Annotated in this window: 12 protein-coding genes and 2 riboswitches; of the genes, 9 read left to right on the top strand and 3 right to left on the bottom strand. The window is 37.6% G+C overall.

Annotation, left to right across the window (positions count from 1 at the left end; translation table 11 throughout):
• Positions 1-2 precede the first annotated feature (2 nt).
• A complete protein-coding gene (locus tag CACET_RS18395) occupies positions 3-272 on the bottom strand; it encodes an ACT domain-containing protein (protein WP_044825546.1) in 270 nt (89 codons plus the stop codon).
• 162 nt (positions 273-434) lie between these two features.
• Positions 435-523: riboswitch (glycine riboswitch) on the bottom strand.
• Positions 524-724: 201 nt separating this feature from the next.
• Positions 725-822, top strand: a riboswitch (TPP riboswitch).
• Positions 823-1,136: 314 nt separating this feature from the next.
• Between CACET_RS18395 and thiS the strand changes: the two genes are divergently transcribed.
• The 6 genes from thiS to CACET_RS18365 are packed head-to-tail and all read left to right on the top strand — an operon-like array spanning position 1,137 to position 5,969.
• Entirely contained in the window at positions 1,137-1,331 is a 195-nt protein-coding gene (gene thiS, locus CACET_RS18390) for a sulfur carrier protein ThiS (protein ID WP_044825545.1), read from the top strand.
• 2 nt (positions 1,332-1,333) lie between these two features.
• Complete coding sequence (gene thiF, locus CACET_RS18385; RefSeq protein ID WP_044825544.1) at positions 1,334-2,140, top strand: sulfur carrier protein ThiS adenylyltransferase ThiF; 807 nt, start codon at positions 1,334-1,336, stop codon at positions 2,138-2,140.
• A gap of 15 nt (positions 2,141-2,155) precedes the next feature.
• Positions 2,156-2,935 (top strand): thiazole synthase, encoded by a 780-nt coding sequence (locus CACET_RS18380; RefSeq protein WP_044825543.1) that lies wholly within the window; start codon positions 2,156-2,158, stop codon positions 2,933-2,935.
• The gene (gene thiH, locus CACET_RS18375) at positions 2,932-4,035 is read left to right on the top strand and encodes a 2-iminoacetate synthase ThiH (protein ID WP_044825542.1); all 1,104 of its coding nucleotides are present in this window, start codon (positions 2,932-2,934) and stop codon (positions 4,033-4,035) included. Before CACET_RS18380 ends, thiH begins: the two co-directional genes overlap by 4 nt.
• A 29-nt stretch (positions 4,036-4,064) precedes the next feature.
• Positions 4,065-5,378 carry a phosphomethylpyrimidine synthase ThiC gene (gene thiC, locus CACET_RS18370; RefSeq protein ID WP_044825541.1) on the top strand — a complete coding sequence of 438 codons (1,314 nt, stop codon included), beginning with the start codon at positions 4,065-4,067 and terminating at the stop codon, positions 5,376-5,378.
• Complete coding sequence (locus CACET_RS18365) at positions 5,379-5,969, top strand: thiamine phosphate synthase (protein WP_044825540.1); 591 nt, start codon at positions 5,379-5,381, stop codon at positions 5,967-5,969. It begins immediately after the preceding gene.
• A gap of 440 nt (positions 5,970-6,409) precedes the next feature.
• Here CACET_RS18365 and CACET_RS18355 read toward each other — a convergent pair whose 3' ends face one another.
• Complete coding sequence (locus CACET_RS18355) at positions 6,410-7,927, bottom strand: FAD-dependent oxidoreductase (protein WP_044825538.1); 1,518 nt, start codon at positions 7,925-7,927, stop codon at positions 6,410-6,412.
• A 239-nt stretch (positions 7,928-8,166) separates the two neighbouring features.
• On the opposite strand from CACET_RS18355, the gene CACET_RS18350 reads away from it, so the two are divergent.
• The 3 genes from CACET_RS18350 (at position 8,167) to CACET_RS18340 (ending at position 11,987) form a co-directional block, all read left to right on the top strand.
• Positions 8,167-9,819 (top strand): glutamine--tRNA ligase/YqeY domain fusion protein, encoded by a 1,653-nt coding sequence (locus CACET_RS18350; protein ID WP_044825537.1) that lies wholly within the window; start codon positions 8,167-8,169, stop codon positions 9,817-9,819.
• 264 nt (positions 9,820-10,083) lie between these two features.
• Entirely contained in the window at positions 10,084-11,154 is a 1,071-nt protein-coding gene (locus CACET_RS20015) for a hypothetical protein (RefSeq protein WP_044825536.1), read from the top strand.
• Positions 11,155-11,300: 146 nt separating this feature from the next.
• On the top strand, positions 11,301-11,987 hold the full coding sequence (locus CACET_RS18340) for a HesA/MoeB/ThiF family protein (protein ID WP_479722643.1): 687 nt from the start codon (positions 11,301-11,303) through the stop codon (positions 11,985-11,987).
• A gap of 97 nt (positions 11,988-12,084) precedes the next feature.
• On the opposite strand, the gene CACET_RS18335 is transcribed toward CACET_RS18340, so the two are convergent.
• Complete coding sequence (locus tag CACET_RS18335; RefSeq protein WP_044825535.1) at positions 12,085-12,285, bottom strand: hypothetical protein; 201 nt, start codon at positions 12,283-12,285, stop codon at positions 12,085-12,087.
• Positions 12,286-12,631: the final 346 nt, after the last annotated feature.

Raw genomic sequence — 12,631 nt, 5'->3', positions numbered from 1 at the left:
TTTTAGATATTATGCATGGTATTGAAGATATCTTCATGCTGGATTTTGATAGCAACACCTATTTCTTTGCCAGCATCAGCTAAGTCGTCTTTAAGCTGTTTAAAATCGATGGTCATTTTTTCAAGGTCCACCAACATTACCATGGCAAAATTATTTTGAAGCAGTGTTTGATTGATGTCTAAAACATTCACACTGCTTTTTTTCAATACAGAGGTTACGCCATGAATGATACCAATTTTATCTTCACCTACTACACTAATAAATGCTTTCATTTTATTCATCACTCCTTTATAAAAATAGTAAATTTTTTGCTACAAAAAAAGACAAAAGACCAAATAAAATTATCTAGTCTCTGGCAACAAGGATTTTAAATGCAAGAAAACGCCATTATAGGGCTATGGGAATAGCACAAACAATGGTTCCTTTTCTAACACTTAAAATCCCCTGTCCTTTTACCTGAGAGTTTCACCTTTAAAAGGCTTTCCCCTTCGGTGCTCATTAGAGTCTCTCCAGAGGCTCGTCCAATAACGGTCTATAGAAAAATATTCCGCTATCTTCATTCGACTTCAACAATATTCATAAAATTAATAATCATCATTTTAACATGAGTTGTTACTAAAAAGCAATAAAAACTTTAGAAAAAAATGTTAAGATGTCTTTAAAAGAATTTTTTACCATCTTTACAAAGAAAGAATACTATCCTATAATGAAACTATTAATTAAATAATTTCGCTAGGGGTGCCTTTGGGCTGAGAAGGAAAAATCCTAACCCTTGAACCTGATGTAGCTAATACTACCGTAGGAAAGCAACTTTAACGAAGACATGAAATGGTTTAGATATTTAGATATCTTAAACTTTTTATCTAAAGGAAGCTTCTCTATTGGGGAAGCTTCCTTTTTCTTTGGAAATACATCTAAGACCCATTCGCTATCCTCGGAATGACAATTCTCATGCAGGCTGCTTCCTAATTTGTCATCCTGAGGGAAGCAAAGTGGAGTCGAAGGATCTTAGTGTTAGTAAAATTCTTGGCTACTCCAAGATCCTTCGCTACGCTCAGGATGACAGTTCAAGAGAATTTTGGTAATAACTGTGTTAAGCCAACGCCTATGTATATTATTTTTAAGGAGGGAAAGAAATGATTATCAATGGTAAGGAAATGAATTTGCCAGGAGGTCTCACAATTATAGAACTGCTAGAAAAACTTAACTTACATAAAGATAGAGTTGTGGTAGAAGTCAATTATGAAATTGTTGCAAAGGAACAGTATGTTGAAACCATTTTAAATGCAGGAGATCAAGTAGAAATTGTAAGCTTTGTTGGAGGCGGATAAAAATGAAGATTCTTTTAAACGAGGAGCCAGTATATATAGAAGAGGACTTGACAGCTTTTAAACTAAAAGATCAGGTAAAAGAAGATGCGGATGTTGTTATTCTTAATGGTTTCATCATTAAAGAAGATATGTTGTTAAAGGAAGGGGACAGTGTGAGTTTTATTAAAAAAGGTGAGATCCCCAGTCATGAGGAGTTGGAAGCCCTCTTGGTGGCTAGACACACCCCAGGCGTACATGAAAAAGTGAAAAAGGCTGCTGTAGGTATTGCAGGGCTAGGGGGCTTGGGCTCAAATATAGCCATTTCTTTAGCAAGAGTAGGTATAGGAAAGCTAGTATTGATAGACTTTGATGTGGTGGAGCCTAGCAATTTAAACAGGCAGCAGTACTTTGTAAGCCATATAGGGATGCCGAAAACAGAGGCGATAAAGGAGATCATCTCTCTTATCAATCCTTTTGTAAATGTGGAGATAAAGAACCTTTATCTTGATGCAGGAAATATCCAAGACTGTTTTGCAGGGGTGGACATTATTGCGGAGGCCTTTGACAATCCTTTGTGTAAAGCAGAGTTAGTAAACACAGTATTAGAAAAACTTCCCCAAACACCTATTGTAGCTGCCTCTGGTATGGCAGGATATTTTTCCAGTAATACAGTTCAAACAAAAAAAGTGATGCATAACCTTTACTTAGTGGGGGACGAAGTTTCAGAAGCAAAGCCAGGTTGTGGGTTGATGGCACCAAGGGTAGCAATAGCAGCCAATCATCAAGCAAATATGGTTTTAAGATTGATTTTAGAAGAAAGAGAAGTTTAATGAGGAGATGATAAAATGGATGCATTAACAATTGGAGGGGTCTCTTTAGAGAATAGGCTTTTTATTGGTACTGGCAAGTTTTCAAATAACAAAATTATGCCAGAGGTGATCAAAGGCTGTGGTACCCAAGTAGTAACGATGGCACTGAGAAGAGTAGATCTTGAGGGGGGAGAAGAAAATATTCTTGAGTATATTCCCCAAAACTGTATTCTCTTGCCCAACACTTCAGGAGCTAGGAATGCAGAGGAAGCAGTTAGAATAGCGAGATTAGCTAGGGCAATGGGATGTGGTAACTGGATCAAGATTGAGGTAATTTCCGACAACAAATATTTATTACCAGATAATCAAGAAACCATCAAAGCCACAGAAATTCTAGCGAAGGAAGGATTTATTGTCCTACCCTATATGAGTCCTGATTTGATGGCAGCAAAAAGAATGGTAGAAGCAGGGGCGGCAGCTGTGATGCCTTTAGGCTCTCCTATTGGAACAAACCGTGGAATTCGTACAAAGGAGTTAATAGAAATCTTAATAGAGGAAATCCCTTTGCCTATTGTTGTGGATGCAGGAATCGGCAAGCCCTCAGAGGCGGCAGAAGCTATGGAGATGGGGGCTGAAGCAGTTTTAGTGAATACTGCTATTGCTACATCAGATGATCCGATAAGAATGGCAGAGGCCTTTTCTTTAGCTGTGAAGGCAGGAAGACTTGCTTATCTTTCTAAGATGGCACCAGAAAAAAGGTGGGCCCAAGCCTCTTCACCCCTTACAGGTTTTTTAAGTGAAGGTGATCGATCATGAGTTTTGAAACCTACTGCAACCAGTACATAGATTTTGATTTCGATAGTTTTTTTCAGCAGGTTACAAAAGAGAATGTATATAATATTATCCATAAGAATAGGATTAGTGATTATGAATTTTTAGCACTATTATCTCCAGCTGCTTCAGATTGCTTAGAAGAAATGGCCCAAAGGGCGCATCAGTTATCCCTACAACACTTCGGAAAATCTATATTATTGTATACCCCTATTTATTTAGGCAACTACTGTGTAAATCGATGCAGTTACTGTAGCTACAACATAGATAATGATATTAGAAGAGGAAAACTCACCCTAGAACAGATCGAGGAAGAAGCTAAAAATATTGCTGCCACTGGCTTAAAGCACATCCTAGTTTTGACAGGGGAATCCAAAAAAGAGACGCCAGTTTCTTATATCGTTGAAGCTGTCAAAGTACTGAAAAAATACTTTGATTCTATTTCTATAGAAGTGTACCCCTTAACAGAAGAAGAATATAGAGAAGTTATTGAGGCGGGGGTAGACGGTTTAACCATCTATCAAGAAGCTTATGACAAAGAGGTCTACGATCGTGTTCATTTATCAGGCCCTAAGAAAAATTATTCTTTTAGAATAGAAGCTCCAGAGCGGGCGTGTAGAGCAAAAATACGGAGTGTTAACATCGGAGCATTGCTGGGTTTGAACCATTGGAGAAAAGAAGCTTTCTTTACAGGGATTCATGGCGGCTATCTTCAAAATACATATACCGATGTAGAGGTAAGTGTATCAGTACCTCGTATCAGACCTCATGAAGGCTCCTTTGAAGACATTTCTGTAGTAAGAGATAGAGATTTAGTACAAATTATGTTGGCATTAAAAATCTTTTTACCCTATGTAGGTATTACTATATCTACTAGAGAGAGCAAAGAACTTCGTGATCATTTGATTCCACTAGGGATTACCAAAATGTCTGCCGGGGTTTCTACAGAGGTAGGAGGCCACAGTAATGCTTCCAAAGGAGATAGCCAATTCGAGATCAACGATACAAGAAGCGTAGAAGAGGTCAAAACAGCAATTTTACAAAAAGGATATCAACCCATTTACAAAAACTGGATGCATATATAAAAAATTTACTTTGAGGGAGATGAATAAAAATGATTTATACAACACAAATGGACGCTGCAAAAAAAGGAATCATCACGAAACAAATGGAAATTGTTGCTGCGAAAGAAGGAATGGTGGTAGAAACTTTAAGAGAACTTGTGGCACAGGGAAAGGTGGTTATTCCTGCCAATAAAAATCATACATCTTTAGACCCTGAAGGCGTGGGAGAAGGTTTAAGAACCAAGATCAATGTTAATTTAGGGGTATCTAAGGATTGTCCTAATATTGAAGTGGAACTAGAAAAGGTACAAACGGCACTGGACATGAAGGCGGAGGCTATTATGGACTTAAGCTCCTTTGGAAAAACTGAAGAGTTTAGAAAAAGACTTATAGAAATGTCACCAGCTATGATTGGAACAGTACCTGTTTATGATGCCTTAGGTTTTTATGACAAAGAATTAAGCGAGATTACTTCAGAGGAATTTTTACAGGTAGTACAGAAACATGCTGAAGATGGAGTGGACTTTGTTACCATCCATGCGGGGATCAACAAGGAGACAGCAGAGGTTTTTAAAAGAAATAAAAGGCTTACGAATATTGTCTCTAGAGGCGGTTCTTTAATGTATGCATGGATGGAACTGAATCAGAAGGAAAACCCTTTCTTTGAGCATTATGACGAGTTATTGGATATCTGTGAAAAATATGATTTAACTTTAAGCCTTGGAGATGCCTGCAGACCCGGCAGTATTCATGATGCCACTGACGCCAGCCAAATAAAGGAGCTGATGATTTTAGGTGAACTAACCTTGAGGGCTTGGGAAAGAAATGTACAGGTAATTATTGAAGGGCCTGGACATATGGCTATTAATGAAATTGCCGCCAACATGACCCTTGAAAAAAAGCTTTGTCACGGTGCACCTTTCTATGTATTAGGTCCAATTGTTACAGATGTAGCACCAGGATATGACCATATTACCAGTGCCATTGGAGGAGCCATTGCAGCTAGCCATGGAGCGGACTTTTTATGCTACGTTACTCCGGCAGAGCATTTAAGACTTCCTAATCTTGAGGATATGAAGGAAGGTATTATTGCCTCTAAAATTGCTGCCCATGCAGGAGATATAGCAAAAAATATTAAAGGTGCTAGAGAGTGGGATTACCAAATGAGTACTGCAAGACAACAGTTAAACTGGGAGAGAATGTTTGAATTGGCAATAGATCCTGAAAAGGCACGAAGATATAGACAAGAATCTATGCCAGAACACGAAGATAGTTGTACAATGTGCGGTAAAATGTGCTCTATGAGAAATATGAACAAAATTATGGAGGGAAAAAATCTAAATATCTTGAGAGAGGATGAATAAATGCTTTATTTCATCACCAATAGAAAACTAGCTACCTCAAGGAATCTATTAAGTGTTGTTAAAGAGGCGACACGAGGAGGGATAGATGCCATTATTTTAAGAGAGAAGGATTTATCCTGCGAAGAGTTGTTGCCATTGGCCAAAGAGATGAAAAAAATTATTGAGGGTACTGCTACTGCCCTTATTATTAATCGTAATATAGAGATAGCTAGAGAGATAAAAGCAGAAGGATATCACACAGGATTTCAGGAATTTATGGAAGCAAAACCTTCTTTTGAAGGGCTTTTGGGGGTGTCCGTCCATAGTGTAGAGGAAGGTGTCTTAGTCCAAAGACGAGGGGCTCATTACTTGTTAGCAGGACATATTTTTGAAACTGACTGCAAAAAAGGGATGAAACCCAGAGGCTTGAAGATGATTGAAGAAATGAAAAAGAAGATTAATATACCCATTGTTGCCTTAGGAGGTATTACACCAGAAAACGCTCAACAGGCTGTTGCAGCAGGTGCTAAGGGGATTGCAGTGATGTCTTCTATGATGACAGCAGAAGATCCTTACACTTTAGTTCGGATTCTTAAAAATAAGTTAAAGTAAAGACATCAGACTGCGCAAAAACTAACTTTATTCGTGGTGTGTCATTGTTATGAGAGTATTGTTTTTGTCCTCCTGAGGCAGATAACCAGCGAAGGATCTTAAGATTCTTCGCTGTGCTCAGAATGACACTTTCGTTTATTGTGGTGAGGTCAAAGGGTGGGAGCTCTGAAGGGAGTGGACCCATACGCTCCCCCTCAGGGTGATTGTCACGCAGTCTGATGTTTCATTAGCGTTAACTTAAACCACAATTTCTTATATTGATCTCATTAGCGTTAACTTAAGCCATAATTTGTCATCCTGAGTGGAGCAAAGCGGAGTCGAAGGATCTTAGTGTTAGTAAAATTCTTGGCTACTCCAAGATCCTTTGCTACGCTCAGGATGACAGTTCAAGAGAATTTTGGTAATAATTGTACTAAGTTAACGCCTATGATATTGATCTATTATTTATATTTTGTCAATGGCTTCAATGCAGGGCCTTCAACGATATCCCCTTCACAGGAGAATCTAGAACCGTGACAGGGACAATCCCAGGTTTTTTCGGCATCATTCCACTTCACTTCGCAGTACATATGAGTGCATGTAGTATCTACTAAGTGTAGTTCTCCCTTTTCATCTCGATAGGCTCCTACTTTCTTTCCCTCTATTTCTAAAACCTTAGCTTCGTTTGGCTGAAGGTTTTGATCTGCTGCAGCAGGTAAGATTTTACCAGAAACAAAATTTATTGCTACATCTATATTTTCTACAATGAAATTAGAGGCTGACGCAGCAGGGGTAAAGCGAGATGGATGATATACTGATGCCCAAGGACTGTCTCTCTTTACGATAAGGTCTTTCAAAAGCATAGCAGATACAGTGCTATTGGTCATGCCCCACTTTTGAAAGCCTGTGGCTACATAGATGTTGGAAAGACTTGATGTCAGTTGCCCTATATAGGGAAGTCCATCTGGCGTGGAGTAATCCTGCGTGGACCATCTAAAGAGAATATCTTCCACTTCAAAATTCTTATTAGCAAATTCCTCTAAATTTTTATAGTGGGAAAGAGTACTCCTGCCATGACCTGTTTTATGGTGTTCACCGCTGAGAAGGATCAGTTCTTTGTCTTCAAAAACCTGAGAGCGCAAAGAACGGGTGGGCTCTTCAGCACTGATAAACATGCCGCCGGGGAACTTTTCTTTGACCTGTAGCCCCAGTACATAAGACCGCTCTGGATAAAGTCTTGAAAAATAAAATCCGGGCTTATCATAGAAGGGGTAATGGGATGCAATGATAACATTAAAAGCAAATATTCTATGCCCCTTATCTGTAGTAACAATAGCAGGATTTCTTTCTTCAATATCAACTGCCTTTGTGTTTTCGTAGATATAGCTTCCATCACCAGGTATTTCTTTGGCAAGGGCTAATAAGTATTTTCTGGGGTGAAACTGAGCTTGTCCTTCGAAGCGTACAGCTGCTTTAATAGGAAAGGGTAGAGGTAAGTCCTCTGTATAAGTCGCTTTAATACCTAAGGAGGCAGCAGTTTCTACTTCATTTTGAATTTTTTTTACATAAGCATCTGATTGTGTATAGACAAAGGCGGGCTGCCAGGAAAAATCACAATCAATATCTTTTTCTTTGACTAAGTCAGCAATTAGATGGATAGCGGATTCGTTTGCAGCAGCGTACTGTCTAGCAAGCTCTTCTCCCACCTGACCTTTCATTTTATCGTAGATAAGACCATGTTGAGAAGTAATTTTGGCAGTAGTGTGGCCAGTAGTACCTTGTAAAATACCATCCGCCTCTATAATAGCCACCTTGAGCCCCTCTTTTTTTAATAGCAGGGCAGTAGTAATGCCTGTCATGCCACCACCTATGATGGCAACATCTACCTTTAAATCTTCCTGTAGCGTAGGATAATCTGTTTTGTCTGTGGAGGCAAGCCAGTAGGATTGGGGAGTAATGTTTAAAAAATCTTTTTTCATTGTATTCCTCCTAAGATAGGTTTATAATGCTGCAAAGAAAATCCCCTACAATGTAAGCAAAATACTTTTTAACAGGAATTTTCTACAGATATTTTGTTCCTTTCTTTAAAAAAAATACATTCTATGGGCTTTTATAGTAAAATATCTGTAGGATACATGGAAAAAAATCAAAATATGTGATATATTTATTTCAATATAGAGGATAATAGATAACAAAATAGAAAAGGAAGGGGAACAAAATGGAAAACAAACCTACCAGTTCAAACTTTATAAAAAATATTGTTCACCAGGATTTGCAAGTAGGGAAACATAAAGAAATCATTACTCGTTTTCCACCAGAGCCTAATGGATATTTACATATAGGGCATGCCAAGTCTATTGTATTGAATTTTGAGTTAGCAGATGAGTTTAAGGGTAAGACAAATTTACGTTTTGATGATACAAATCCGGCTAAAGAAGATACGGAATACGTTGAGTCTATTAAAGAAGATGTAGCATGGCTGGGTTTTCAATGGGAGAACCTTTACTTTGCCTCCGATTACTTTGAAGAAATGTATCAGAGAGCTGTCTTGTTAATTAAAAAAGGAAAAGCCTATGTCTGCGACTTATCAGCAGAGGAAATAAGAGAATATCGTGGAACCCTAAAAGAAGCAGGAAAAGAAAGTCCCTATAGAAATCGTTCTGTAGAGGAAAACTTAAATTTATTCGAGGGCATGCGTAAAGGGGAGTTTCGTGATGGAGAAAAGGTGTTAAGAGCAAAAATTGATATGGCTTCCCCCAATCTAAATATGAGAGATCCAGTGCTTTATCGGATCCTTCACGCAAGCCATCATAATACAGGAGATCAGTGGTGTATTTATCCAATGTATGACTATGCTCATCCATTGGAGGATGCCATAGAAGGGGTAACCCACTCCATTTGTACTATGGAATTTGAAGACCATCGACCACTGTATGACTGGGTGATTCAAGAATGTGAAACAGAAATCCAACCACAGCAGATTGAATTTGCGAGATTAAACTTAACCAATACTGTTATGAGTAAGAGAAAACTAAAACAATTGGTAGACGAAGGGGTTGTAGATGGGTGGGATGATCCAAGAATGCCTACCATTGCTGGTCTTAGAAGAAAAGGCTACACGCCAGAAGCTATAAGAAAATTCTGTAGAGAAATAGGTGTCGCAAAAAGTCATAGTGTTGTTGATGTTCAAATGTTAGAACATTTTATCCGAGAAGACTTAAACGTAAAGGCACCTAGAACAATGGCCATATTAAAACCTTTAAAAGTGATAATCACCAACTATCCAGAGGATCAGGTAGAAATGTTGGAGGCAGAAAATAATCCAGATGATCCTGCTATGGGAGCCAGACAAATTCCCTTCTCCAGAGAAATCTATATTGAAGAAGAAGATTTTATGGAAAACCCACCGAAAAAGTACTTTAGATTGTTCCCTGGCAATGAGGTGAGATTAAAGCACGCCTATTTCATTACATGTAATGAAGTCATCAAAGATGAAAATGGTAAGGTAGTAGAACTCCACTGTACCTATGATCCTGAAACAAAAAGTGGCAGTGGCTTTACTGGAAGAAAAGTAAAGGGAACAATTCATTGGGTAGAGGCTAAAAATGCAGTGCCTGCAAATTTCCGTTTATACGAGCCTTTGATTTTAGAGGAAGAACAGGAAGAAGAGAAAAGTTTCCTAGATCAAATTAACCCCAATTCCCTTGAAATTATAGAAGGTTTTGTAGAGCCTAATATGAAGGAGGCAAAGCCTCAAGATAAGTTTCAATTTTTCCGACATGGCTACTTCAATGTAGACCCTAAGGATACAAAAGAAAATAAGATGGTATTTAATAGAATTGTATCACTAAAGAGCTCTTTTAAGCTTTAATCTAACTTTACCTTCTATCTATGAGAGAACTTCCTAAGGTAGAAGTAGTAAAGCACCCTTAAAACTGAAATATGCCACAAATGAAGAATAAGAGATCTGCTGAATCACATCAGCAGGTTTTTTTATTGTATTTTTACAAATATTTCTTATATCTAGTAATTTTCATGTCTAGTATAATAAGTTGTAAAGAGTAATTTCACCTGAAATAGTATGGTTTTACAGGCGATTACTATAAACTCAGTATAAAAAAGGAGTAGGATGAAGATGCGTCATAAAAAAACACTTGCCTTTATAACAACCCTTATTTTATGTATGATGACGATTGTAGTTTTTGCTATGTATAAACCCTTTGTAGAAGAAAATAGTGTGCTAGTAGATAATAGTACATATCTTACAGAAGATTTTTCTACTCAGTCACACAATCCTCTACCAGCACAGAATAAAGTGAAGAAACAGTTGTTACTGGAAGAAAAGGAAACAGACTATAGCATAGCGGGAGTGCAGGAAGAAGAAGAATCTGAAGAATCTAGAGAAGAAATAAAAATCGAAGACGAGAAGGAAAGTGCAGAAGCAGCTGAAAAGAAAGAAGAACAGATAGAAAAACAGAAAGAAATAGCAGAACAGGTCAGTCAGGTGGAGGAACAAACAGTACCTGCACCACCAGCAATGGATAGAAATTTAAGTCAACATTTAAATCCATATGTTTTAGAAGCAATCAAAGGCTACAACATGGGTGGGGGGAGGTACCCTTACCTACTGAATAATGATTATGCTAATTATAATGGAGTAACTACAACACTTCATTATCAAGATCAAGTACTGCTAAAGGCCCATCCTAGCGGTAATAGGGCAAGTCACTGTTCGGGGATTACCTTTGAAGTCTTTTTTAAGGCAATGCAGGCTAGGAACAGGCAGTTAGGTATTTCTCCGGATCATTTCAATGGTATGACATGGGATGAGTTATATGATTTTGTTCTTACTTGGTACGCAGCACAAGGGCCTAAGCACCAGAACAATATAGCTGTTGCTGTAGAAAAATATGGAATAGGTCAGCGAATACGCAACCTTGAAGAAGCTGCGGCGGGGGATTTTATTGACATAAGCAGAGAGAATAATACAGGACATACAGCTGTATTTCTAGAGTGGATTAGAGAGGGTAATCAAATTATAGGCTTAAAATACTGGTCCAGTCAAGACTCTACCAGAGGTATTCAATACAATCAAGAATACTTCAATGTAAGGTCTCCTGGTGGGAAGAAACATGGTAATGTTATGATAGACCGTGTATATATTGCACGAATTCTTCCCGTAAATCAGTACAAGCCCTTCAAATAAGCTGTTTTTTAGCGAGGAGGCCTCACCTACAAATTATACGAAGGTGGGGCTGTTGTTTATAAAAAATATTCTAAAGATTTCGCCAACCGCCAGATAAAATATAGTATAATAAAAACTAAATAAAGATATATAGGGGAGGGAGTATTGTGACACTGCAAAGATATGAAAGAAATATGAAAACACTGTCTGAAGAGGAGAATCGGCAGTTAAAAAATCATAAGGTATGCGTTATTGGGTGTGGGGGCCTTGGGGGCTACATTATTGAAATGCTAGGAAGACTAGGCATAGGTTACATAACAGCGGTAGATGGGGATGTTTTTGACGAAACAAATCTGAACCGACAAATCCTATCCAATGAAGAAACTTTAGGAAAGAGCAAATCTCAAACAGCTAAGTCAAGAATGGCACTGGTAAATCCACATGTACATGTAAATGCAATCGTTGGCAGGCTGACTAAGGAAAATAGCGAAGAAATCCTACAGGGACATGATGTAATCATCGATGCACTAGACAATATAGAAACTAGGTTTGTTTTACAGGAGACTGCAGAAAAATTTGGGATACCTTTAGTCCATGGAGCCATCGCTGGATGGTATGGACAAGTAACAACAATTCTTCCAGGAGATAGGACATTAGATAAAATCTATACGAAAAAGGATATAAAGGGAGTAGAAAAAGAATTGGGAAACCCTTCCTTTACTCCCGCATTAGTGGCTTCAATAGAAGTTAGCGAAGTGTTGAAATTACTTATAGGCAGAGGAGAACTCCTTAGGAAGAAAATTCTATTCATTAACACCTTTGAACTGGAATATAATACTGTAGAATTAGGCTAAAAATCAACTGGTTTCAGCAAGCTGAAAAGCCCACCTACACCAACGCTTAGAGGTAGGGGTCTTAACCCTAAAAGAAAAAGTTCAGATAAAGGGTAATTTAGTAGAATTTAAGATCCCGATCCATAGGCCCTGCTCCCCAAAAGTTTAAGGTACAGTTATTGTGGGCTAGAGTATTTTCAGTAGTAAAAGGTTTAGGATCTTTGGAGGCTTTTTCTACTAAAGATAACTTTTCTTTAGTTTTTATAGAAGTAGTTAATGTATTTTTTTCTTTTTGATTTTCTATTTTTTTACAAAGCATGGATATCATCCTTTTCCCTTAAAATTTTAATAGTTAATTAATTTTTTTAATACAAAATTAAATATTATTTAATAAGTATTATAACAGCATCAATAGATGCTGTCAATATAATTATCTAAAAAATTAAACTATTCTAAATATTGGATATTGATTCAGAATAAATCAATTGAGAGTAAGTTTGATAAAAATTAGGTAATAAATTCAACCTATTTGTCACTTTGAGGGAACCGGAGATCTTAGGAAAGGACCAGAAAAGTTAAGATCCTTCGCTATGCTCAGGATGACATAAAAACACCAATATTACTTTAAATAAACTTGTAATAAGTTTGAAAAGAAAAGGAGAGTA

It is taken from the genome of Clostridium aceticum (genome assembly GCF_001042715.1).
Taxonomy (GTDB): Bacteria; Bacillota; Clostridia; order Peptostreptococcales; family Natronincolaceae; genus Andreesenella; species Andreesenella acetica.
The sequence above is the reverse complement of the archived record's forward strand: the minus strand, read 5'-3'. Positions and strand labels throughout refer to the sequence as shown.